The 24,389-nt window shown below is 46.0% G+C and carries 17 protein-coding genes and 1 tRNA gene; 1 reads left to right on the forward strand and 17 read right to left on the reverse strand.

The features are described from left to right. Positions 1–203: 203 nt before the first annotated feature. From C7Y71_RS08980 to C7Y71_RS09010, 7 genes are all read right to left on the reverse strand, one after another. Positions 204–2,951: an RICIN domain-containing protein gene (locus C7Y71_RS08980; protein WP_146739393.1), complete on the reverse strand. Its 2,748-nt coding sequence runs from the start codon at positions 2,949–2,951 to the stop codon at positions 204–206. Between the two features lie 28 nt (positions 2,952–2,979). Further along, on the reverse strand, positions 2,980–5,475 hold the full coding sequence (locus C7Y71_RS08985) for a M60 family metallopeptidase (RefSeq protein WP_193215893.1): 2,496 nt from the start codon (positions 5,473–5,475) through the stop codon (positions 2,980–2,982). 280 nt (positions 5,476–5,755) lie between these two features. After that, positions 5,756–8,575 (reverse strand): excinuclease ABC subunit UvrA, encoded by a 2,820-nt coding sequence (uvrA, locus tag C7Y71_RS08990; RefSeq protein ID WP_111898174.1) that lies wholly within the window; start codon positions 8,573–8,575, stop codon positions 5,756–5,758. Between the two features lie 44 nt (positions 8,576–8,619). Continuing rightward, complete coding sequence (locus C7Y71_RS08995; protein ID WP_111898173.1) at positions 8,620–9,846, reverse strand: peptide-N-glycosidase F-related protein; 1,227 nt, start codon at positions 9,844–9,846, stop codon at positions 8,620–8,622. Between the two features lie 135 nt (positions 9,847–9,981). Then, positions 9,982–11,514 (reverse strand): peptide MFS transporter, encoded by a 1,533-nt coding sequence (locus C7Y71_RS09000; protein ID WP_111898172.1) that lies wholly within the window; start codon positions 11,512–11,514, stop codon positions 9,982–9,984. Between the two features lie 140 nt (positions 11,515–11,654). Then, the gene (gene rpsT / locus C7Y71_RS09005) at positions 11,655–11,909 is read right to left on the reverse strand and encodes a 30S ribosomal protein S20 (protein WP_111898171.1); all 255 of its coding nucleotides are present in this window, start codon (positions 11,907–11,909) and stop codon (positions 11,655–11,657) included. Positions 11,910–11,929: 20 nt separating this feature from the next. Then, positions 11,930–12,001 (reverse strand) — tRNA-Glu (locus C7Y71_RS09010). 177 nt (positions 12,002–12,178) lie between these two features. Between C7Y71_RS09010 and recO the strand changes: the two genes are divergently transcribed. Beyond that, entirely contained in the window at positions 12,179–12,904 is a 726-nt protein-coding gene (recO, locus tag C7Y71_RS09015) for a DNA repair protein RecO (RefSeq protein WP_111898170.1), read from the forward strand. A gap of 21 nt (positions 12,905–12,925) precedes the next feature. Here recO and purN read toward each other — a convergent pair whose 3' ends face one another. The 10 genes from purN to C7Y71_RS09065 form a co-directional block, all read right to left on the reverse strand. Further along, positions 12,926–13,492 (reverse strand): phosphoribosylglycinamide formyltransferase, encoded by a 567-nt coding sequence (gene purN, locus C7Y71_RS09020; RefSeq protein ID WP_111898169.1) that lies wholly within the window; start codon positions 13,490–13,492, stop codon positions 12,926–12,928. A gap of 206 nt (positions 13,493–13,698) precedes the next feature. Then, the gene (locus C7Y71_RS09025; RefSeq protein ID WP_111898168.1) at positions 13,699–14,088 is read right to left on the reverse strand and encodes a septal ring lytic transglycosylase RlpA family protein; all 390 of its coding nucleotides are present in this window, start codon (positions 14,086–14,088) and stop codon (positions 13,699–13,701) included. 595 nt (positions 14,089–14,683) lie between these two features. Next, entirely contained in the window at positions 14,684–15,250 is a 567-nt protein-coding gene (locus tag C7Y71_RS09030) for a GNAT family N-acetyltransferase (protein ID WP_111898167.1), read from the reverse strand. Positions 15,251–15,510: 260 nt separating this feature from the next. Beyond that, positions 15,511–15,906, reverse strand: a complete 396-nt coding sequence (locus C7Y71_RS09035) for a C-GCAxxG-C-C family protein (protein WP_111898166.1) — start codon at positions 15,904–15,906, stop codon at positions 15,511–15,513. A 6-nt stretch (positions 15,907–15,912) separates the two neighbouring features. Then, the gene (locus tag C7Y71_RS09040; RefSeq protein ID WP_111898165.1) at positions 15,913–16,314 is read right to left on the reverse strand and encodes a NifB/NifX family molybdenum-iron cluster-binding protein; all 402 of its coding nucleotides are present in this window, start codon (positions 16,312–16,314) and stop codon (positions 15,913–15,915) included. 48 nt (positions 16,315–16,362) lie between these two features. Continuing rightward, positions 16,363–16,725, reverse strand: a complete 363-nt coding sequence (locus tag C7Y71_RS09045) for a phosphorylase family protein (RefSeq protein ID WP_226943436.1) — start codon at positions 16,723–16,725, stop codon at positions 16,363–16,365. 47 nt (positions 16,726–16,772) lie between these two features. Next, positions 16,773–17,273 (reverse strand): nucleotidyltransferase domain-containing protein, encoded by a 501-nt coding sequence (locus tag C7Y71_RS09050; protein WP_028912861.1) that lies wholly within the window; start codon positions 17,271–17,273, stop codon positions 16,773–16,775. An 11-nt stretch (positions 17,274–17,284) separates the two neighbouring features. Next, entirely contained in the window at positions 17,285–17,926 is a 642-nt protein-coding gene (locus C7Y71_RS09055; RefSeq protein ID WP_193215894.1) for a Vat family streptogramin A O-acetyltransferase, read from the reverse strand. Positions 17,927–18,083: 157 nt separating this feature from the next. Then, on the reverse strand, positions 18,084–18,326 hold the full coding sequence (locus tag C7Y71_RS09060; protein ID WP_146739392.1) for a hypothetical protein: 243 nt from the start codon (positions 18,324–18,326) through the stop codon (positions 18,084–18,086). A 266-nt stretch (positions 18,327–18,592) separates the two neighbouring features. Beyond that, entirely contained in the window at positions 18,593–24,109 is a 5,517-nt protein-coding gene (locus tag C7Y71_RS09065; protein ID WP_111898163.1) for an alpha-2-macroglobulin family protein, read from the reverse strand. Between the last annotated feature and the right edge of the window lie 280 nt (positions 24,110–24,389).

Below are 24,389 nucleotides of genomic sequence, written 5' to 3' on the forward strand. Positions count from 1 at the left end.
CTCCTTATAACTTTTATCTACTTACAATAACCATCAATCTATCTCAAAAACTGCGCAAAGTTAACACAAATTTCCTTAAAGACGTGATTTTTATGCCTTGCTAAATGATTGTGTGAATTATTTATGAGACTCAAAATGAAAGAAAACTCGCAACCACAAAGTAGTGATTGCGAGTTATTGTTCTGTAAGGAAGAAGTTCTTATTTAGCGAACGAGAACCTTCTTGCCATTTTGAATATACACACCATTGGTAGTTGGTGCTTTGTGCAGGCGGCGACCGCTAAGGTCGTACCAAATGCTTTCGCCTGCTTTGTTTGTTCCGAGTGCGTTGATAGATGTGGTGTTGTCATACGCCAGAACTGCAGAGTATGCAGGAAGTGTTGCCGGTGCGGCAATTAAGTTGGCATTTGCATCAAGCGTGTAAAGGCCTTCACTTTCGTTGCTGCTGCGCACAGCCACACCAGTAAGCAAGTTGCCTTCTGGCGCAGAATTTTGAGTCGTGGTCTCTGTGAGGGTGTATGAACCGCTCGTAGAGGAGATAAGTACACAAGGCGTATTAGCAGGAACAACGTTACTCTCGAATGATGTGAATTCCACACCGCCGTCATCCTTCGCCGTAACAGCCATAGCCGTTATACCATCGGGAAGTTCCACTGAGAATGGTAGGAAAAGTGTGGTTGCTGCATTGCCGCCATTGCTTGCTTCTGTTGTTACGGTGAAGGTGCGTGCCGGCTCAATAAACCATTTTGCAGATTCTGTGCTTGCAGTAGCACCAATCACTGTGCCATTGTTGAGCGATACATAATTGGTAACGGAGGATCCTAAATCGCGCAATCTCCATTGGTCAATAGAGTTGGGAGCGTTCGCGATGTCATAGTAATGTGTTGAAGGATTCTCTTCCAATGTAGTTGTAGCAGAACTCTTTGTCTGTCCCATGAACCGTCCGTTTTCAGGATTAAGCAGATAGTATGAGCCCGTATTGCCAATGGGCAGAACTTGCCAAAGTTGTGTGCGTGCACTTTCGTTACGTCCGTCTTGAGAAACTGTCGTGGCATCAATGTCTGCCTTCAACGTAGCAACTGTTGCTGTTGTCTTAACGTTGATAATGCGATAAAGCATATCTTCGCGTAGTTCCACACGTGAAGCGTTGAGTGCAAAATTGTTATACGCCTGTTGAAGTGTATTGAATGCAGTATTGCTGAGTGTGTAGTTTTCAGATGCCGCTACAAGTTCATTTACTTCTGCACCATCATATTGTCCTACGCGGTTGCCGAGGTTAGCGGCTGCAACTTCTGCGAAAGACTGCATTTCAGAGGCCGCTTCATCGATATTGATGTTCGAGGCACCTCTGTAAACGCTCAACTTACCTTGCCCGTCGTTGGTTAGATAAACAGCAACGTCTGTACCCACAGGCGATAAATACCAAGTGCCGGATGTGCCGCCATTACTGATGCTCCAACCGTTGTATGGCCCGTCGCAAATGAAAGGAAGGTCGGAATTGACTGGCTCGGTTTCAAATGCCAATGGGAGTGCTGCACCGGCGGCACGGTTGTAGATGCGATAGCCAGTGATGTTGTTGCCAACGAAGCACCACAAGTCGGAGTCGTCCATGGTGGGACGTTCTGTGTTGAATATGTAATAATGACCAGGGGCATCAGCCGTCCATTGCATGTACTTCCCACCCACGCGAATACGATACCAATGGGTGGTGTCCGCAAACTCACCATTGACGATGGTTGTCGGTATAACTGGAACGCTTTGGAGTTGGCGAGTATAAATACATACCGCTACGGCGGGTCCGGTCATTACTGTAGATGGAAATCTCTCGCCGTTGCCTTGTACCAGAGATGTGCGTTTATAACCGTCAAATGCAGGAGGAGAAAGGCGGTTGTTGGTTTTTGCGTAGGTTTGAATGTCCATTAAGCGCATATTTTCGCCATCGCTCTCATAACATAAATAGGTTACAGGGTAATATTTGTCAGAATTAGTAAGCGTTACAGGTATGATTTGGTAACGTGAGTTTCCTTCGCTGTCACCCCAGCCTACTGGTTTCTCTGCCGTGGCATTAAGATACTGTGATGAGTTTGCATTATATAGGTTGAAACTTCCTGTAGTAGCGCTCTCTGTTACCGTAAAAGTTATGCCTTCTTTGCCCGTTGATACACCGCCTGAAAAACCGGAGATGTATTTACCTTCCATGGTAGAGAATTTCCATTCATCGCCAATCTTATGAGCAACAAAAACGTATGCCATCTTAGTAATGTCGTTCAAAGCAGGTCTGTTGCTATCGAAAGTCAGCGCTTCTCCTGCATCGTAGGCATATTTAGACTTACCGGTACTATAGAACAAGAAAGTAAGTCCGTCGGTCAGTTGGTCAAGACTCGTGATAGCCGTTCCTATAGAAGAAATAACAGGTACTTCAGTGCGATTTGTATCGTAGATTTTAGCCTTTGCCGTAATTTCTTTCTCGGCTTCAGGGCTAAGATTGCCTGCTTCTTCAAATGAAAGAAAATCGGGTGTCTTTCCGTTGTCGCCTAAAAAGAGAATCTGTGAGGACGCGGAAGGGTTGTTTAGTGCGATGACTTGTCCTTCGGCAAAACCAATCCAACAACCTTGCTGGTCAGTGGATAGAAGTTGAATCATTGTCGGACTGCTCTGGAGCGGACATGCACCATTCGCAGCAGAAAGGAATGCGTTGGCTTCAATGTTATAGATAAACACTTGTCCCGTAGCGGACGATTTTGTTATGGCCCACCGGTGGGCGTCATCGGCAGTAGGAGAGGAGAGACCGTCGTACTTCGCCATCTCAGTGTTGGCATAGAGATAGCCACCTTCTTTTGTATGTATGTAGTAGGTTTTGCTCGAACTTAAATCATCAAGCGACAATATGTTCGCAGCATCGATCTGCAAAGCAGTCGTCAAAACCATTAAAGCGATAATAAGTCGTTTCATAATATTTTATGTATGGAGTTTAGGGTGATTATTTAGGTTCGTAGCATTTAACTCGTGTACCGTCACATCCCACAGCCATGATGTATGCGGGTTCTTCGGTTTGGTTTTTAGTTTTCCAAATGACATGTGTGTAGCGGTCGGAACTCTGGCTGTCCCCAAGTCCGTAAATCGAGCAATGGAGTAGTTTGCCGTCAGCCGTGTAGGTCTCGTAACCCACTGCGCCTTGCCATGCGTAATTATCCACTTTGACCACTTGGTGCCCGTTCAGTTCTGTAGGTGTGCAGGCTGTACCGACAGGAAGTAAATCGCGCAGTTTGATATCATCACGGAAAATATGAACGTTGTAGCCGTTTATGTAAATGATCTCGGCAGGTGCTTTCGGGAATTTCCTGCGTTCTATGTTGGTGCGTAATGTCTTGTATTGCGCTTCAGTAATGGTATAGTAGTCGCCACTATAGTCAGCGAGATAAAGGTTGTTCATTGGTATAAGCATTCCTGCTTTTTCATAGAAGGGCAGGAAATCCAACTTCGCGCTTGCGCTGAAATATCGTAGGAAATTCAATCTACGTGTAGAGTTGTTGCTCTCATCTCTGATGGTAGCAGTCTTGCGAATGAGTTCGTACCAATCAGGATAAGCATCAGTTGCTTTTTCTGCAACTCGCGTATAAAGAAGCAACTGCCATAGCGGAACGAGGATTTTGAAGGGATCGCTACCTGTCTGCCAAATTTCGCGATTGACCACGTTGTCGGTAAGGAAGCGTTGCATACGACCACCACGCACACTTCCTATGATGCAGTCCATGTTTTCGTCTTCAAGACGCAACCAGTTACCTGACAGGGTATATTGTACCCATGCCGACTTAATGTTGTTTGTAACCTCGGTCATACCTACCCATCGGAAAGCGGGAACTTGGTTGTTGTGACCTAACTCATGAGCCAATCCCCACGTTTCAAGTCCTACGGGAGTTACCCAGCCTCCAAATGATCCCCAACCACAGAATGAACCTTCCGTACTGGCAAAGAGACCTGATTGGGCAGGACGTACGAACTGATGATTCTTCGGGGCGCGACCATGCTTGAAATATCCCAGGATTTCCCATTCACGCCAGATTACGCTATCCAACTTCTGTGCTAATTCAAGGCCTCGGGCAGGGCATTGTGCTTTAAGTGCATAGAGAGGTGCTACCATGTGGATACGTGGGGTGAGGATGTCAAGCACTTCTGTCTTGGCATTTGCAAGAAGGTCTTTCCAAACAGTGTTATCGTCTGTGTCGAGGTTGAAATAACCGTTTTCCTGTCCATAAATAAAGTGGAGGTTAACGTTGGGCGCTGTCTTGTAATCGTTGGCATAATAAAGCACGTAACTTGTGCCGCGATTGAGAGCAGTGAAAACATTCAGACCATCTTGCAGCGCATAAGTTGAAGAAGCACCCATACCATCAAGGGCAAGGTTGTATATCTGAAGTTGAATGTCGCGGTCACCGATGCCGTTTGCCATGATTGCGACCTGCTCACCAGCATCAAAATAAATGCCGGTTGGGTTCTCGTGCTGGTCGTAAGGATGGGCATTGCACAGTTCGCCCCTTAAATCCCAATAAGGCCTATATGCTTGGTATGTCCCTACGCGATATTTTGTGCTGTAAGTGCCGTCAAACAAATCCTGTGCAAGTTTCTTAAGCAATGGGTTTCTTATGGTGTCTATATTTGCTTGAGTAACTCCGGGTTTGAGTTTTGAGTACAGGTCATCCAGAAAGAGACTGCTATACATTGGTCCCGTTTCTGAATCGTCGAAAAATTGGATTTCCGCAGCGGAAATATAAGCGTTATAACCACTGTTTACCACAATTCGTACGGCTTTAACATTGTCCACTCCATCGCCTGAAAAGTTGAACGTCTTCATCTTATCGTTGTTGTCGAACGTTGCAGAGCCGGCTGAAGTATAGCCATTGCCATTGTTTATTGAAATCGTAACATCCCTAAATACACCAGTGCCGTTGCCACGAGGAATATAGACGATACGATCCAAATGTTGGGCCTCATCAAATATGAATGTGAGAGTTACAGGAAACGATGTGCTACCATCACTCCAAACACTGTGGTAGAATGTGGAACCATTGCCGTCTGTCGCATTAGTGATGGGCGTATTCTCTTTAGCGCTTTCTTCTGAAGTGGCAGTGGCTTTGCTAACTGCAATAGGATCGCCAATTACTGACAAGATAGGGTTAGCCTGTTGTGTCAATGCTATCTTCTTATAATCATTTCTAGAAGAAATGGTGAGTTGTGCTGTGCGCTCTTTGTCGCTGTTCTTACTAATGTTAAGTAGTACACCGTCGCTCTCCTTAGTTGCAGTAAGCCATGAGGCATCTACCTCAACATTGTAGTCGAGTCCGCCAACCCCGATTTTAACTTTCTGTTCTTCAAAACCAAAGGTGCGCGAAGTGTTACTCGCAACAAAAACAGAGGCAGTTGCTGATGGTACTAAGTCTTGCGCTAAAGCAGACAAGGAGACACCCAGCGAAATCATAGTGATAAAAACTCGAAGTACATTACGAGATTTTTGCCTAAAGCATACCGCTAAGCGGCTTGTAGTCTTTAGTGCTAAAAAAGGTAAAGAACTGTGCATTCTCATCTTGTTTTTAATGGTACTTATATTTTAAAATTCTCTAAAATCTATAATAAGACGCTACAAATTTACACAAAATTTCTCATAATCAGTAAGATTGAATAAAATTATGCGCCGTTTTCGCCATTTTTTAAGTTTAAATAAGAAATGCAAGCCCGATTTGGGCTTATAAAACACCCCTTTATTTTTTGAGTTCTTCTTTGAGGAATGGGGCTGTAAAACCCTTTCGTTTTCGGCTGACTTCTTCGGGAGTGCCTGTCGCCACGATGGTGCCACCACCTCTGCCCCCTTCGGGACCCATGTCGATGATGTAGTCTGCGCTTTTGATAATGTCGAGGTTGTGCTCAATGACGATGACTGTATTCCCCTTATCAACGAGGCGATTGAGTACACCGAGGAGTACCCGAATATCTTCAAAGTGTAGGCCTGTAGTGGGCTCATCAAGAATGTAAACAGTCTTTCCTGTGTCTCGCTTGGAGAGTTCTGTAGCGAGTTTCACGCGCTGGCTCTCACCACCACTGAGGGTGGTGCTGCTCTGCCCGAGCTTGATGTAGCCGAGGCCTACGTCCTGCAACACCTTGATTTTGTTGAGAATGTGCGGAACGTTTTCGAAGAACTCTACGGCGCGGTTGATGGTCATGTCGAGCACATCGGCTATTGACTTACCCTTGTAGCGCACTTCGAGTGTTTCGCGGTTGTAGCGTTTGCCGTGGCACGACTCGCAAGGTACATAGACGTCAGGCAGGAAGTTCATCTCGATGGTCTTATAACCATTACCCTTGCATGTCTCGCAGCGTCCGCCTTTTACGTTGAATGAGAAACGTCCCGGCTTGTAGGCACGTATCTTCGATTCAGGTAGTTCCACAAATAGATTCCGAATGTCGCTGAACACACCGGTATATGTGGCAGGATTCGACCGTGGTGTCTTGCCTATGGGCGACTGGTCTACACTGACCACTTTGTCTACATGCTCAATGCCTTCTGTTTGTTCGTAGGGCAAGGGGTCTGTCAGAGAGCGATAGAATTTCTGCGAGAGGATGGGTTGAAGCGTGCCGTTGATGAGTGTTGATTTGCCACTGCCGCTGACACCTGTAACGCAGATAAACGTCCCGAGAGGAAATTCTGCCGTGATGTGCTTCAGGTTGTTGCCGCTGGCACCTGTAAGGCGAAGAATGTTGCCGTTGCCTTTGCGTCGGGATGCAGGTATTTCTATCTGTCTGTTGCCATTGAGATAATCGGCAGTAAGGGTGTGCGCTTCGAGCATCTCCTCCGGTTTGCCCTGAAAGACCACTTCTCCTCCGAGACGCCCTGCTTTTGGCCCCATATCGACTATGTAGTCCGCTGCGAGCATCATGTCTTTGTCATGTTCCACCACGATGACTGTGTTTCCTGTGTCTCGCAGTTGTTTGAGCGAGTTGATAAGGCGGATATTGTCGCGTTGATGCAGACCTATGCTCGGCTCGTCGAGGATATAAAGCACGTTGACGAGTTGTGAACCTATCTGTGTGGCGAGTCGGATACGCTGGCTCTCTCCACCGCTGAGTGTCATTGTGGCGCGGTTGAGGTTGAGGTAGTCAAGACCTACGTCGAGGAGGAATTTCAGGCGCGAATGGAGTTCCTTCAGGATTTCGTGGGCTATGACGGCCTGATGGCCGTGGAGGTCAGTCTCTACATTGTTGAGCCAATCGTAGAGTTCGCTGATGTCCATTGCTGCAAGTTCTGCAATGTTTTTGCCGGCAAATCTGTAGGACAGTGCTTCCTTGTTGAGGCGGGTGCCGTGGCAATGCGGACAAACAGTAGTCTTGGCAAAACTATCTGCCCACTTCTGTGCTGCTACAGTCATCTCCGCGTCTGCCATCTGCTGGATGTACTTCACCAGTCCGCTGTATTCCACGTAGTAGTCATTGGTGGTTCCTGCCACTTTTGCAGGGATGCGTAGCCGGTCTGCCGAACCGTTGAGGATTTCATCGATGGCTTCCTCCGGGATATCGCGAATGGGGGTCTTGAGGTCGCTGTCGTATTTCTGAAGCACTGCTTCAAGTTCCTGAAAGATGAACGTCTTGCGGTATTTACCGAGAGGAGCCAACCCACCATCATAGATGCTGACAGCATCATTGGGTACCACCTTTTCACGGTCAATCACGCTGATGTAGCCCAGACCTTTACATTTCGGGCAGGCACCGCTGACGCTGTTGAACGAGAAATTGTGTGGGGCAGGCTCGCGGTAGGAGATGCCGCTGATGGGGTCCATGAGGCGCTTGCTGTAATAGCGAGCCTCGTTGGTCTCTGCATCAAGAAGCACCATCAAACCATTGCCTTGCTGAATGGTCTGTGCCACGCTCTTCTGCAACCGCTCGCGGTCTTTTGCCTTAACGGCAAGGCGGTCAACAACCACCTCTATGTCATGGTTTTTGTATCGGTCCACCTTCATGCCGCGCGTAACTTCCTTCACTTCGCCATCCACTCTTACATGCAGAAAACCTTTCTTCCTGACGCTCTCGAAGAGTTCACGGTAGTGCCCTTTGCGATTGCGTACGAGAGGAGCAAGCAGATACACTTTCCGACTCTCATAGTCAGATAGAATGAGGTCAACAATCTGTTCTTCCGTGTAGCGCACCATCTTCTCACCGCTTACATACGAATAGGCGTCTGCGGCTCGGGCATAGAGCAGGCGGAGAAAGTCGTAAATCTCAGTAACGGTGCCAACAGTGGAGCGCGGATTCTTGTTGGTCGTTTTCTGTTCGATGCTGATAACGGGACTCAGACCGCTAATCTTGTCAACGTCGGGTCGCTCGAGGTTGTCGAGGAAGTTGCGGGCGTAGGCGGAGAATGTCTCGATATATCTGCGTTGGCCCTCGGCATAGAGTGTGTCGAACGCAAGCGAACTCTTTCCGCTTCCGCTCAGACCTGTGATGACACTGAGGCTGTTGCGAGGTATCTCTACGTCCACATTCTTCAGATTATGGACTCTGGCACCGAGTACTTCTATCTTTGAATCCATCGTCGGGTGATATCAGTTTCTTTAATCTTTCTGATAGGAGAAATCTATTCTTCCCATGTGAGCCATGCGGAAATGAGCCAATGGTTTTGGTTATTGTCTGACATGGGCTGGGCTTTCGGGATGGCAATGTTCAGGGAATGATTACCTTTGACAAGCGTGCCCAAAGAGATATTCACGGGCGGTACATCGCTGCCAGGACACCAACCGGAACGGCTTAGGTCAGACGATGCAATAGGTTCTTCTATGATTTTGTGCTCACCCCTTGCATGACCGATGTATTGAACATCACGCTGTTTTAGCCAAACGCCGGTAGAAGGATTGAAGCGGCGGAAAGAAGCGCAGTCGTTGCGCCAAGGTGTGAAACGCTTTACTTCGTTGCCGTCAAGACTGATGACATTCTCGCAGGGTGAGAACTCATCACCTCCTTCTTGTCCGCCGTGTCCAGTAGTAACGTAGTGAAGTGTCACATTCTTGGCTGTAGAAGGCAAAGCGAAGGGAACTTCAAGATGGCGACGTGCAAAAATATCGCAGTATTCTTGTCCGAAGTATTGTATCGTGTTGAGCAAGGGAAGCACTCGCCGTTTTGGTGCTTTGTCCGCTTTGAGCGTGCTTTCCGTGACAGTAAGGGTTACCGTGGCTTTGTAGCCGGCTTTCAGCCAACTGTCTATGGCGAGACCGATGTAAACACTGTCTTGCAACAATGGTAAACGGTCTGTGATGTCCTGTTCCCATTCTACGTAAGGCGCGAAGCCATCAATATAAACAGGTGTGCGGCGCTCTCTGCTGATGCTGTCGGTGGGATTAAGGCCACCTACACCGAAGGGGGTAATGAATCGGATGAGTTCTACTGTGGGTTGGTAGCCTTCGCTGGAAATGATGCCACGTAGGCGTTCGTATCGCGTGCTGTCCAATATCGGATATTTCTGACGCTCTTGTGCTACCCCAATCATGCTGATTTCAGATGTAGCGGGAATGACAAAAATGCTGCCGGTCTTGTCCCAAGGGTCGCCATTCGACGTGAGACGCACTGTGATGCTCACTCGTGTGTCGCGGGCATAACGCGGCAGGCAGATTTTTTTAAGTACAATGCGTCCGTTACCTACGACAAGATGCGACCCCATGTCTGTGAAACCATTGGGATAGACATCAGGGTCGAAATTGACAATCTGATTCTGAAAAATAACGCGATTATATACGGTGTCGTATCTGGCTGCGCTCAAAGTGGTTGCTAACAGCGCAAAGATAATAGCGATAGTGTGTTTTAGTTTCATGAGTTTTCTTGAAAGTTGACCAAAGTGCAAAGATAACGATTTTCTGCGGAATAGGGTAGTAAACCTGTAGTCAATGCATAAAAAATCCCCGCACAAATAACGGATGTGCGGGGACGATATGGTGTTGTACTGTCTTTAGCAGACTTTCTCGAGTCGTTTCATCATAGCAAACATGAAGATTGCTGCTACAAGGCAGACACCGAGGAATACACTCCAGCACACCCACAAGGGAACGGCACCCCAAAGCAGACCACCTACAACAACGAGTTGGTTACCAATGGCTGTAGCAACAAACCAACCGCCCATCATCATACCCTTATACTTAGGAGGTGCAACCTTTGAAACAAAGGAGATTCCCATTGGTGATAGCAGTAATTCACCAAAAGTTAGTACGAGGTACACCGCGATAAGCAGATTGGGTGTAACGTCAGCTACATGAACTGCTACGGGATTACCATCGGGTCCCATCTCGGTTTGAGGCATTGGTAGTCCAAATGATGCAAATGCCATCAGAGCATAAGCTATGGCAGCCACTATCATACCATAGGCTATCTTACGAGGTGCAGAAGGTTCCTTGCCTTTTGCTGCTAATGAAGCAAAAATCGCCATTGATACTGGAGTTAGGGCTACCACATAGAATGGGTTGAATTGTTGGAATATTGGTGCAGAGATGGATATGCTTCCATCAGGGTCGTGTTGTAAGAAGAGGACGCATGCTGCAGCTGCAATAACAGCCACCGAAATTAAACGCCCCTTAGTTGTCTTCGATTGGAATAGCGAGAATAGCGCATAAACAATGAAGATTATAGCAACGAGATTCCACACGTCAAAGCACATTGCTTGAATACCATTAGCCGATTGCGCTGTAAACTCATCTGCAAAATAAGTTAGCGACAAACCATTCTGATGGAATGCCATCCAGAAGAAGATAACCACAGCGAAAACAAGGCAAAGTGCAATGATGCGCTGTTTTGTTTCATCTTTTGATAATTCCTCTACAGGTGCAGTTTCGGCAACTTTGGCATCCTTCTTTGCGCCTCCTTCCGTATGGCGGAAGGTGTTACGGAATATATAATAGATTGCAATAGAAACAACAAGCGATGCACAAGCCACAGCAAACGAGAAGTGATAAGCATCGTTCGAACTATAACCTAATGATGTCTCAGCGTATTCTTTAATCTTTATGGCTGCAGTAGGAGCAAATAAGGCACCGATGTTGATTGCCATGTAGAAAATGGAAAAACCAGAGTCCCGCTTGTCTTTATATCGTGGATCATTATACAAGTCACCAACCATCACCTGTAGATTCCCCTTAAACAAACCCGTACCGAACCCGATAAGCAGCAATGCTCCTAACATAACAATCAATGCCAGGCTATCACCACCTAAAGGTACGGACAATAGCAAATAACCAACAAACATGATGATAATACCTGTAGTTACCATGCGGCCAAAGCCGAATTTGTCAGCCATCATGCCACCGATGAGGGGGAAAAAGTAAACAAACATGAGAAACGCACTATAGATGGTGCCAGCCATACCTGCTGATAATCCATAGTTAGCTCTCAAAAATAATGCAAAGACGGCGAGCATCGTATAGTAACCGAAACGTTCGCCCGTGTTGGCTAATGCCAACGCAAATAGGCCTTTTGGTTGTCCTTCAAACATAATTAGAAATTATTTTATTGTTATTGATTTCTGACAAGTCGGATGCAAAGATACTTTTTTATGGCCGTAAAATGACAGAAAAGGACACAAAAAAACCGGAAGTAATAACCTCCGGTTGATTTTTTTGCCAAATTCAGGCTTTATGCCAGACTGTTCACGTGCTTGGCAATACCCGACTTGAGGTTGGCTGCCTTGTTCTTATGGATGATGTTGGTCTTTGCCAACTTGTCAAGCATTTTCTGAACTTTGGGCAGGAGTTCTGTAGCCTCAGCCTTGTCTGTGGTAGCGCGAAGTTTGCGAACTGCATTACGCATAGTCTTTGCATAATAGCGGTTATGCAGTCTGCGAGCAGCCGTCTGACGAATTCTCTTTACAGAAGATTTGTGGTTTGCCATTGTAATTTTGTTTTTTATTGTAGCCCGTAGGAGAGTCGAACTCCTCTTTAGAGAATGAAAATCTCTCGTCCTAGCCGATAGACGAACGGGCCGCCTTCAAGCACTTCAACATGCGTTTTGCTGAATTGCGACTGCAAAAGTACACCGAGTTTTTTAAACAGACAAACTTTTTTCCGAATTTTTATTTAAAAAGATTACTTTTTGTCGTTGACGTGTTTTTGCAAGGTTATTTTTGTTTAACTTAGCACTCCGCTAAAATATTTTTAGATATGCTGGTAAAGAGCCGTGGCATAGTGCTGAATACATTTAAATATACGGAGGACAAGATGATATCCGTGGCATATACGGAGGCAGAAGGCTTCCGCACATTCCTCGTGCGCCGCTCTAAGTCGCCTCGTTCTGCCGTCCGGCACAACCTTTTTCAACCTTTGGCAATGCTGGAACTGGAATGGAACGACATGGCAGGTAAACAGATGTTTTACCCTAAGTCGGCAAGAGTTTATTATGCTTTCAACTCTTTGCCATACGAGGATGGAAAACGCGCCATCGGGCAGTTTGTGGCAGAATTCTTAAATTATGCCTTACGTGGAGAACCTTCGTCAAAACTTCTTTTCAATTATATAGAGCAATCGTTAGAATGGCTTGATGAATGTTCTGGCGATTATGCCAACTTTCATTTGGTCTTTCTAATGCGTCTGGCTGAAATTTTGGGTTTCGCGCCAAATGTAGAAGAATATAGCGAGGGCTGTTTTTTTGATATGGAGAGCAGTACATTCTGTCTGTCGCAGCCCTCACATCCCAAATTCCTGATACCAGAAGATGCCAAAAACTTACCCTTGCTTCTTCGAATGAGTTATTCGAATATGAAGGCTTTTAAATTCTCTGGAGCGGAGCGGAGTCGTTTGCTCACTTTTATGAACGATTATTTCAAGTTGCATCTGCCTGAATTCCCTGAGTTGAAATCGCTGAAAGTGATGCGCGAGATATTTCGGTAGATGCTTGCTGACTCAAATCAATTATTTTGACGCTTTGATGATGCTGTCTATGACTTTGGGGAAATGCTCCATTTCTAAGACGTGTACTTTCGCTGCAATGTCATCGGGTGTGTCTTTAGGACTGATCGTTGTCTTTGCTTGAAAGATGATTTCTCCACCATCGCAAACATTGTTCACATAATGGATGGTAATGCCTGTTTCTTGTTCGCCTGCGGCCTTGACTGCTTCGTGCACATGCATACCGTACATGCCTTTGCCACCATATTTTGGTAGTAGGGCTGGATGGATGTTGATGATGCGATTGGGGTAGGCAGCGGTGAGGTAGGGGGGTACCATAAGGAGAAAACCTGCGAGGATGATATAGTCCGCACCTTCGATGAGGCTAAGAATTTTCTCAGCGTCATTCCATTCGCTGCGCGTAACAACTGCTGTTTTCACATTCAGACGTTCAGCACGCACAAGAGCAAAGGCATCAGCGCGATTGCTGATGACGATATTGATATTTACTTCTGAATCATCTTGAAAATACTTGATGATGTTTTCGCAGTTTGTTCCACTGCCAGAAACGAAGATGGCAAGATTTGTCATAGGGCATTATTGTTTTTATTTTGCTTAGCGTCATAATTATATATTCTCTTTAGATCATCCGTCCTTTGTGCTGCAGAGTTTTATGACGCTTCGCGAAAGATGCCGCAAAGTTAGTAAAAAAGAACCGCTCATAGCATATCGCTACAAGCGGTTGTTCTTTTTTTGATTGTAATATTAACGTGTTATAACGTTAGAACTCTTTAACTTTATTCTCTTGTTCTCTTGTTATTTCCTCTGCTGAGAACTTCAACTTCCACGTTTGTAACACCTGCAGAGAGCATACCGATTTGCTTTGCAGCACGCTTTGAGAGGTCAACGATGCGACCTTTTGCGTATGGACCTCTGTCGGTTACCTTTACCACAACTTCTTTGTTGTTGTTGTTGGTATTGCGTACGCGCAATATAGTACCAAATGGGAGTGTCTTGTGAGCGCAAGTTAGGCTGTCTTGATGAAAGCGTGTGCCACTGCTTGTGCGGCGTCCTTGAAATTGATCACCATAATAAGAAGCCTTTCCGTGAAGTGTCTGAGCCGTTGCTCCGAGTCCTAAAAATGTGAATGCACACGTAACGATTACTAATACTTTCTTTAATTGCATAAAATTTTGTTTGCCACAAAAAAGGTCTGACAAATGTCCGACGCTGAATCGTCATACGTCTATGGTTAAAACTTATGAAGACGTCTAAAATTGACGATCTTTTTGTGATGTTTTGACGGTGCAAAAGTACGGCTTTCTGTCGGTCTGGCAAAGCGTTTTCTCCTAATAATCAGGATTTTAACATTTCAGAAAGGACGGATTTTCTTCGTTTTTTAGAAGAGTTTTAAAGATGTACACGTCTAAGTTTTAGGTAAGGTAATTATGGTGAACTTACTGTAATTCAGAAGTTAATGATTTGGAAAAAAAGAAGGCTTTTTTTGCTCATACCTGTCTGATTTTCGCTTCGGGTTTTGTGTTCACTTTCTTTCATTTTAACATTTAAAAACACTAAAAGTAAACCACGCTAAGCAATTTTGCTTTACAAATGAAAGTGCTTTTGCAAATTGGAGTTTACAAAGCAGACGGTTTTTTCGTCCGAAAATGGGCGTCAAATTGTTTCAAATGAAGGAACAAGTACAAAAACTAAAATGAAATTATCGCTGTCCTGCGTAGAACGGCAATAATTTCATACATATTTGTTAAGATAAATTGGAATTTACTTATTATCTTCTGCTCGAATTATTTTCCTGAACAAAAACATCTCATCGTTTACGCTCCAATTATCTGATTCTTCTTCGGGAACAGTTGGGCCATGATGATACTTGTTCCAGAACTCCACAATCTGGAAACCGCATTTGTTGACATAGAAATGAATATTTCGTTTCTCGAAATAGGGCGTAATGGTTTCCCATACTTCTATTTCAGGGTGCATTGCTTCAACGGCAAACCATGCGGCCTGACCAATTCCTTTGCTGTGTGCTTCGGGGGAAACGAAAAGCAACTCCAGTTCGCCTTTGGCTTCTTCGGGATTTAGTCTCAGCACAAGCCCGCCTACATGTTTACCGTCCAAGTCAATGCGGTATGCCTCTGCACCGTCGCCATCAATGCTTTGCTCAATTGTCTTTCGGGAAATAACCTCCTCGCCTTCCTCTGTCCGTTCATCACGCATACCGAACTCAACCTGTGCACCATACCTGAAAGCCCATTGGTTGTCAAGAATGAACTGCTCATAATCATCCTGGCGTAAGGGAGAAAGATTTATTTCTATTCTATTTTCACTCATATAAATTCCGATTTATCTTAATATGTTAACATTGCAAAAATATAGAAAGATTATGTGTTGAAACTACTTTATGATTATCAGATTTGTTAAGATAAATTGGAATTTAAAGCACTCGCTTCAGGAAATCCTTTATCAAGTGGGCTATCTCCGTGTGGTGACTCTCTAAGGCGAAGTGGCCGCTGGAAAACTTCCTGCATCTCCTTCTTGAATGCGACGGTCTCTTCTTTCCTGAGAGGCAAAAGCTGTATATTCATATGCTCTTATTCCATTGATGAAGGGATATACTCTTCCAGAAACTCTGCTGCATCGGCTACACAGTCAGGGCATCCTCTGAGTACCACCTTTGTACCCACGCCCTTTAGCAATTTACATCGAGTGGCTCCGTTCCTCTCCTGGAACTTGGTCATCATCTCTCGCATCTGCTTCATGGATTTGGCTTTGTCCTTGTTGACCATGCCAAGAACCATACCGGCACCCACAAGTGCTCCACAGGTTCCTTCCATATTGCCCATTCCTGCACCGAAGGAGTTGGCAATGTTCATGGCCAGTTCTTCATCAATTCCTGCTATATCAGCGTATGTGTGAAGGATGGCCTGGGCGCAGTTGTGACTTCCGCACCTCTTTTTCTCGGCAGCTATATGTTTCCTTGTATTCATGTCAATTTACTTTTTGAATGACGGTATAACATACACTGGCTTCTCTTCGTGGTTGTTGCAGTCATGGTGGTCACACGATTCCTGAGAGTCATTCAGTTTTCCATCCAAATAAGCCTGGAGTACATCTTCTACCGTTCCGTGACATCCCCTGATGACTGAGATACCATGAGCAGAAAGCTTGTTGTAGGCCCCCATGCCCATATTGCCAGCCAGCATCAGGGTTATTCCCATCTCCTGCATGACAGAAGCAATATTCGACTTGCAACCACACCCCTCAGGCGAGTCCAGACGTTCCTGGTAAATAACCTGATTCTGTTCATCGAGCGTAAAAACTGTATAATAGGCACAGTGACCGAAGTGGTCATCAATCATACCTTCACGTGTTGGAATTGCTATTTTCTTCGCCATTATTATAATTATTTTTATTTCTGATTCTTTGATTCGTTAAATTGGAATTTATGAACACCCGTCCCCTCTGTAACTTTGTGTCGGTATGATAAATCTACCTTGTGTGGTTGTACGGTCAAGACTGCCACAGGAACCGAACATAATGAACTTTGATGCTCCAGTTAGCCAGCTTACAAGATGACATTGAGAGGATGCTACTGCTGAACCTATTCCTGACAGGTAGAAAGTTATCGTAACTCCTTTATAAGTTGTTTTATAGATATGCGTGTCGCCATTGCAAGCCGACATAGTTGCAATAATTTCAGATTCGTAGGAATCAAGTAAATGCCGATGAATTTCCTTCGTGAATATTATCAGGCATATATCTGCAAAATCTCCACGTCTGCCGTAGAAATCAAACAGATTGATCATTGGTTCAGTTTCAATATCATAACTATCAGTAATCATAGCATATTGAATCAGATGTGAGTTTTATATTGCTCCGGTATCTCAAGATTGAAAGTTCTGCATAACAACAGAACATCGTGGACATCATTTTCATCGTATTCATATCCAAGATGGAACTGTACCTGTGCCTCCGGGTTTATGCAGAACACCTCAATATTCCCGATTTTTCCTTTACCTGAGAAAGTTTCGCTTGGGAAAGTGTATCCGTCATATAGAATTCCATCTTCGACATATTCGAAACAATGCAGATCGATTATTCTTCCGTTGTCATCTTTCCAGACAGTATGGCTGTCGGTCGTATAGTCCATTATAACTTCTCTGTATCCCTTCCCTGTAATCACGGATATGGTTATACAGTAGTCTTTCTTCTCTACGAACAGATCGATGTCGTTATGTATTCTTGTTTCTCTGCCTATAAGTGCATCGACACCCCAACCGCCGTCCAAAAATACCTTTACAGATGCTTCAGACAGCATTTCAAGAATCTCACATACATCAAAACAAGTTACCATAAAATTCGAATTTATAGGTTTCTGATCAATGATAAATCACCACTTGACAAAGCTTTGAAATTGCGCTCAATTTTCTCAATGTCCCAATCCCACCATTTCAGTTGCAGCAGAAAGGCGATGAATTCGTCATCAAAACGCATCCTGACCACTCGGCAGGGATTTCCCACGGCAACAGCGTATGGAGGAATGTCTGAGGCAACAACAGAGTTGGCTCCGATAATTGCTCCGTCACCTATGTGAACGCCTGGCATGATGGTAACATGCTGGCCAATCCAGACATCATTGCCCACAACGGTATCACCCTTCAGAGGCAATTCATCTTTCACTGGAGCAATGGCACTTCCCCAGTCGCCACCAATGACATAAAACGGATAGGTTGTCACACCGTCCATCCTATGATTGGCTCCATTCATGACAAACTCCACACCCTTGGCAATAGCGCAGAATTTGCCAATAATCAATCGGTCGCCTATGAAATCGTAGAAATGAGTGACATGCTTCTCGAACTGGTCAGCACCATCCACATCATCGTAGTAAGTATAGTCGCCGATGATGATACGCGGGTTCTTCACCACGTTCTTGATGAAGCAGAGGCTTGGAATCTTCGGATTCGGAAAAGCCTCATTGGGGTTGGGTCTATTATTGATTTCCATAAATTCCGATTTATCTTGATACGTTAGCATTACAAAAATATAAATAAATTCTGTGTTCCAACTACTTTATGATTATTAAATTTTCATTAGTGTCCACCCTAAAATCAAAAGCAGGTACCTAAAGCAAATGTAGCTCGGTGCCTGCTTGAAATGATTGTTATTGTTTAGCGTTGCTTGCTATCAGAAAAGGTTTATTTCTTTCCCTTGCAACATTCTGCTTTTTGCTTGCAGCCTTTTTGCTCGCTCTTGCATCCTTCTGCTTTGGCTTTGCAGTCTTTTTGCTCGCCTTTGCAGCCCTCTGCTTTAGCTTTGCAGTCTTTTTGCTCGCCTTTGCAGCCCTCTGCTTTAGCTTTGCAGTCTTTTTGCTCGCCTTTGCAGCCTTCTGCTTTGGCTTTATCACATTCTGGTTTCACCTTGTCGCATTCAAATTTTTGCGATTTGCAGCAAGCACATTTAGAGCAATCCTTGCAGTCGTTACAGTCCTTGCAATCTTTACAACATTTGCAGTCCTTGCAGTCTTTGCAGTTTCTTGCCACTTTTTCTTTGCAACAGTCGGCTTTGGAACCTTCTGTCTTTGCACATTGTGCACTCACTGAGATGGCGATGAATGCCATCATTAGAATTGATAAGATTTTTTTCATTTTTCTATTATTTATTGTTTATTGTTTATTCTGCATTGATAGTTGCGCCAGATGTTATTGCCTGATATTCTGGTGAATACATGCACTGAATGCGTGCAGGCGCACATTGGTAAACGCCGCCGCGGTCAATGCGCATCGTTTCTGTAAGTACATGTGTGCCTTTAGCAAACTTCTCGAAGAAGAACTTGGTGTCGGCATCGCGTACTTCCCTGTATGCACCACCGGCTGATGTCCATTTGTAGTCGCTGATCTGATCGACTGGCTCGAGACATGCGGCGCGGCCTGTGCGAATAGTAACGTAGTCGAAGTCGCGCTCAGCCTTGATGGTGAACGTCATGCGTACGTTCTGGCCTTTCTTCAGCACTTCGCCTGTATTGACGGGGCGCCATTTGCCGTTGTCTTCCATCTCGATGGTGCGGCTGATTTGGAAGCCTTGTCCTTTACCGACAACCTGTTCCAGCGGCAGGGTGTAACTGGCATAAATGCCACCCCAACTGAGGCCGTCGTCATGCTTTTTAAGTTCTATCTTGTTGGCACAAGTCTTGTCGGGAGTGGTGTATTTGTCGCAATAGTAGCCCACGGTTTCACCGCCTTTTGCACCGGCAGATGTGTTGCCGTCGATAAATTTCTTACCCTGTAGCAGCGTGTAGTGTACAGGAAGCGTTTCTTTCTTCAGGTCGGACACAGCCTGGCTGCCGGAGTTGAGCAGAAGGGCGTAGGTGGCATCAAGGGTGCTGCTCGAAGTTTCCCACATCTGAGTGCGCTTGCTCTGCATCAGCCAGAGGCGCATATCCTTCAGTTCGTCAACATATTTACCATTGCCCATGAAGGTAATGGCTTCCATAGTGGAGGTTTGAGACGGAATACGGTAGGAACTGTACGTCATAGGAGCACGGCGAGTGTCGAAATACCTGCCCTTTTCGGGTGTGCTCACGGTGTGTTCCATCAGGCTTTGCAGGGCAATGTCTGCACTCTCTTTCTCGTTGTAGTAAGAGAGTACGACGGCACTGTGCGACTTGGTGTACATGTCCTGACCGCTGACGTTTTCTTTCACTCTTTCTAATAGATATTGTATGTCCTTCTTGTTCTTTCTGTCCATCGGTTTACCTTCTGTCAGAGCAAGAGCATAAAGATAGTTCAGACCGAGATAACTGCAGCCCTTGTATTTGTACTTCTTCATCTCTTCCACATATTTGTGCATTTCTGTCGTGAGGTAGTTCATACCATCGTTGAACATACGTTTGGTTTTTGTGTCGCCCGTAAGTTTCTGCAGGCGAGCAAGGATTACGCAGATGCGCGATGTGATGTATGGACTGCCGGGACTGAGAGGACACCAACTCCATGAACCATCAGCATTTTGAAGTTTCTGGAGGTTGGCGAGGGTATTATTGACCTTTGCGGCATTCTCGTTGTCGTCGAAGAGGCTGGCGAGCGCATTGACTCGTTCTGTCTCGCGCTGAGATTCGCGTACCCATGGCGACTCGTTCAGCAATGTAATCTTAAGGTCCTCGTTGCGGTTGAGCACGCTCGCCCAACTCTTGTCGTTTTCTGTGGGTTTGAAGGCTTTCTTGATGGCCGGATTGCTGTCGGCAATGTGTTTTGCCAAGAGTACAGCGTAAAGGCGCGTAGCCCAACTGTCGGATGTGAGGCATTCTCTGTCCGCCAGAACGGGGAGCGTGTTGACCACGTACCAGGTCGGGTTGCTTGAAATCTCTACGGTGAGTACTTTGTTGGCAATATCTTTCGAATCGCTCCAAAGTGTGTCAATCTTGAGGGTCTCAGTACCCGAATTCTTCATGCTGAAAGGCAGAGTGCTGATTACCTGTTCGCGACTGGTAAGAATGGGCAGATAGTGCTCTTCTCCATCGCTGAAGTTGCCGCCTTTTCCGGTGATGCGGCAAATAACCACACCGCTGCCGCCAAGTTTGCTGACATCGATGTCGAACATGGCTGCGTCAGACTTGCCGGCAGCCAGGTCGAATTTCTTACGTAGTGTTTGCAAAGGTTTCTGTGTCTCGGCATCAAGGATCTGGCAAACCACTTCTCCGCGGATTTCTTTCTCGTCAATGTTGGTCAGCATCACAGGAATCTGTGCCTTGTCGCCTTCGCGTACGAAGCGCGGCATATTTGGCTGAACCATAAAGAGTTTGCGAGCCACCACTTTGTCGCTGAGGAAACCATAGTTCATGTCCTGAGTATGGGCAAGAGCAAGGAAGTTCCACTGCGTGAGGCTCTCCGGCAGGGTGAAGTTGATGGTAACCTCGCCGTCATCGTCAGTGCGCAGAGAAGGATAGAAGAATGCTGTCTCATTGAAATTGGTGCGAGGACTTACGTTAGTCGCATCGTCATCACCGCTGCCTTCTGTCTTTGTTTCATTAACATTTTCTTGTTCATCAACCAACATCCTGCCAACTTGTTTCTCTCTTACTGCAGATCTCAAAGGTGCTGCTGCCAACGCATCTTCATAATACGCCACTCCATACAATTTCCCGCCAGTCCAATGTGTGAAAATAAGGTTCTTGTCGCTGCGATGATCGTAACTGTAATTTCCTCTGAGATAGGTGGTGGAGAATGAGCGTGAGTTCCATTTCGTTGTTGGAATTTCGCGAGAGAAGGAATGGCTGAAGTACCAGGAATAGGGTATGAGGGCGTCGAGCGAAGCATCGTACAGACGAGTGATGACTGCCGCATTAGCAGGTGTTCCGTCGGCGTTCTTGACCTTCAACCGCCATTCTTCTTTCTGACCGGGAGTAAGTTCGCTTCTGAATGTGGACCAACTCAAGTCTATTTTTTTGTTTGGCAATGGCTTCTTTAATGTTACATCGGCAGTGTAGAGACCATCGTCTTTTACGAAGGCGAAGTCAAAGCGTGCTGCATCACCATACTCGGGCTTGTAGGCAAGATGGAACTGATATAGTGTGTCGGTGAATTGTATGCGGCGGCTTTCAACAAGTCCTTCGTTGGTCACTACGTCGTAGAACATCGTGATGTTGCTCTTTGGCGAGCCTACTACAACTGTCGCGGAGTCGCCCCTTTCGTTGAGTTTGACATATTTCCAGAAAACATCGTTGCTCGCAGGGTGCTTGTCTTCAAGCGAGAAGAAGAAACTCCTTATTGTACGCTTGTACTTCTCTCCTTCGTGTTCGATGGCGAGGTCAACGGAGTAACTGCCTGAAGGCGGACAATCTGTGGGTTTCAGACGCAATGGTTCTTCTGTGGAGAATGTGCCTCTGCAGAATTCTATAGTGTCCTTGCGGATGACGTAGGTGCCTTTGGCAGGAATGTTTTCACAGTTGGCATTGAGCAGATGTATGTTGATGGCGGGCAACTGTTCCTTGCAGATGGTGTTAGGCCAGTTATCATCGAGGAAGGCCTTGTGATAGGAAACGTACAGGCGGTTTGTACAGGAATGGCTCTCGCCGGCAAGCGAGGTAACGGTTGCTTCAGTGCGAAGAAGGGTGCGGCCGTAGGTGTTGCTGCCTTTCTTGACGATGACAGGAATAGAGAAATGACCGTCAGCGTCTGTAACGGTGTCGCAAATCATCTTCTCTTCTGCCAGCTCGTCTCCCCTGTAACGCCAGTAAAGCAGTTCCCTGCGCTCAGTGATGGCATGCACCTTGGCACCCTGAACGGGCAACCCGGTATAGGTCTTTACCGTACCGGTAAGCAGCACAGTGTCACCGGGAGCATACGTGCGCGTTACGGGTTCAAATTCTGTGGTGAAAGTGGGGCGCTTGTATTCTTGCACTTCGAGAGAAACGTCTCGCGAAGCCCCGGCTGTCGTGGCGCTGATGCGATAAGTACCGAGCAAACCGGACTTAGGCAGGTTGAATTCAGCGCCATAGTTGCCGAATTCATCGGTCATAGCCGTGGTGTCTGCAACTCTCTGACGGTTAGCATCGAAAAGCGATATGCTCACTTTTGTATTCGCCACGGCTTGCGTTTCATCACCATCCTGACTGAACACCGTTCCGCCCACATAAACCTTTTGTCCCGGGCGGTATATGCCGCGGTCGATATAAGTGTAAATTTTCTTATTGATGCCTAACAATCTCTGACCATATTTGCGGATGTCCGAGAACGACAAGGGTTCCAGATAGCGGTCGTCTGCTGTCTGGGCGAAGAAATAATAGTCATCGCCGTCTTTCTCGTCGTAGAAGTATTCACCCTTGTCGTTGCCAGTAAGTTCTTTGATTACTGTATATTGACCGTCTTTCTTTTGCGCAACGAGCACTTTGGCGCCAAGTATGGGGTCTCCACTCTTTGTATCGACAACGACATATCTCCGCTTGTTGTGCTCCATGAGGTAAACAATGAGTTTGAGTCTCGTGCAGTAAACAAGGGTAAGGTCCATCTCGTCTTTACCGTCATACACAGAGAACGCATAGATGCCAGGTTCGGCAGGCGACGCCAGTTCAAAGTCCTGTTGTGTCTCGCGGTATTTAATGTGCTTGTTGATGGTGAAAGCATCCGTCCTTATGAGCCGTCGGTCAAGATCGCGCCAGTTTTTACAGTTGGCGATGGACATAACGTCCTGTCCATCAAGTTTGTATAAGCGTATCTCCCCATTCTTTATAACACTTGATTTTATAGTCTGTTTACGCACCATGCCAGGATAGGTGTGTGATTCGATTGGCGAAACGTATAGACTCGGCAGATTCATCTTATCAATGAAGTTGCGAAGCGGATTGGCTCCTTCCTGCTTTCCATAGAGGCTTACTCCGCGTTCGGCTGTCGCCACGAGGACACTATCGGTGGGTTGGTTGCAATAATAATGGTCATTGAGTTCTATCATGGCGCAATAGGTGCGCACGTTGAGCGGCAGCGAACGATATTGGTCCGCCATCCTGTTGAGGAGTAACCATTCGTCTGATTCCAGGAGCTTGCCACTGTGGTTGTCTGCAGAAGATATGGAGTCAAGCATCATGAGCAAGGTGCCCTCCCTGTTGCCGCGTTGACGATAAATGGCGATGGCTTTTCCGTAGATGGCATTTCTTTCTGACGTTGAGAAATACTCTTTGTTGCAGAAACGTTGAATGAATATGTGCAGCAAATCGTTGTTATAGTATTTACTGTCCTTGCCTTTTGTAAACAGCAGGTCGTACGACGTGTATTTTGCATTGGCAAGGGCGTCCAGGTCTTTCAGGGCCTCTTTTGCAAAGAAAGAAGTCTCAGCCGCATTTCGGCGGCTCCATCTCCAGGAAGAATTCTGCTCGGCGAGGGCATGCGACCACAAGGCATGTTCCACAGGACGTGTCTCCTGTTTGTAAAGTTTCAGGATTTCTGCCTTGACCACCTGTCCGGAATCGGGGGCAATGTCATCTGCCATTTTGTATCTGGCGAAAGAACCCTTAATGAGTTGAGCGGCGTTTTTCTCTTGTTCTGCTTTTTCGCAAATCTTTTTCACTGCTTCAAGTGCCGTCTTGGGCAAATCCTTGTCTTCTGCATCTTGATAGGCTGCCCAAAGTTTCTTGTAACTCTGGGCCATCACAGAAGAAACAGCGAGGAAAAGTGTTGCGAATAGAAATAATATCCTCTTCATGGTGAAATTATTTAATTAGTATCTGCAAATGTAAGTAAAAAATGTGAAGGAAATCCTACTCCTTATTCTTTTTTAACGCAAAGAGAGTATATTTAGTGTTTTTTTATGCAACCAGTTAGGATTAAGCCGAACCACACGCGGCAATGGAGGTAACCTTGAGATACTCGACAAAGCCTATCGCTATAACCACAAAATGGGTAAGCAACGCAAGCGCAGGCCGTGGTTCTCGCGCTCATGGGCGATATCCTCTCGCGTCATCGCAGAAGAATGGCAAAAATCC

Source organism: Pseudoprevotella muciniphila (assembly GCF_003265305.2).
GTDB lineage: Bacteria > Bacteroidota > Bacteroidia > Bacteroidales > Bacteroidaceae > Alloprevotella > Alloprevotella muciniphila.

Coding starts and splice junctions, on each gene's coding strand:
- C7Y71_RS08980 (WP_146739393.1), bottom strand. CDS start 2,951: ATGAAACGACTTATTATCGCTTTAATGGTTTTGACGACTGCTTTGCAG.
- C7Y71_RS08985 (WP_193215893.1), bottom strand. CDS start 5,475: ATGATTTCGCTGGGTGTCTCCTTGTCTGCTTTAGCGCAAGACTTAGTA.
- uvrA (WP_111898174.1), bottom strand. CDS start 8,575: ATGGATTCAAAGATAGAAGTACTCGGTGCCAGAGTCCATAATCTGAAG.
- C7Y71_RS08995 (WP_111898173.1), bottom strand. CDS start 9,846: ATGAAACTAAAACACACTATCGCTATTATCTTTGCGCTGTTAGCAACC.
- C7Y71_RS09000 (WP_111898172.1), bottom strand. CDS start 11,514: ATGTTTGAAGGACAACCAAAAGGCCTATTTGCGTTGGCATTAGCCAAC.
- rpsT (WP_111898171.1), bottom strand. CDS start 11,909: ATGGCAAACCACAAATCTTCTGTAAAGAGAATTCGTCAGACGGCTGCT.
- recO (WP_111898170.1), top strand. CDS start 12,179: ATGCTGGTAAAGAGCCGTGGCATAGTGCTGAATACATTTAAATATACG.
- purN (WP_111898169.1), bottom strand. CDS start 13,492: ATGACAAATCTTGCCATCTTCGTTTCTGGCAGTGGAACAAACTGCGAA.
- C7Y71_RS09025 (WP_111898168.1), bottom strand. CDS start 14,088: ATGCAATTAAAGAAAGTATTAGTAATCGTTACGTGTGCATTCACATTT.
- C7Y71_RS09030 (WP_111898167.1), bottom strand. CDS start 15,250: ATGAGTGAAAATAGAATAGAAATAAATCTTTCTCCCTTACGCCAGGAT.
- C7Y71_RS09035 (WP_111898166.1), bottom strand. CDS start 15,906: ATGAATACAAGGAAACATATAGCTGCCGAGAAAAAGAGGTGCGGAAGT.
- C7Y71_RS09040 (WP_111898165.1), bottom strand. CDS start 16,314: ATGGCGAAGAAAATAGCAATTCCAACACGTGAAGGTATGATTGATGAC.
- C7Y71_RS09045 (WP_226943436.1), bottom strand. CDS start 16,725: ATGATCAATCTGTTTGATTTCTACGGCAGACGTGGAGATTTTGCAGAT.
- C7Y71_RS09050 (WP_028912861.1), bottom strand. CDS start 17,273: ATGGTAACTTGTTTTGATGTATGTGAGATTCTTGAAATGCTGTCTGAA.
- C7Y71_RS09055 (WP_193215894.1), bottom strand. CDS start 17,926: ATGGAAATCAATAATAGACCCAACCCCAATGAGGCTTTTCCGAATCCG.
- C7Y71_RS09065 (WP_111898163.1), bottom strand. CDS start 24,109: ATGAAGAGGATATTATTTCTATTCGCAACACTTTTCCTCGCTGTTTCT.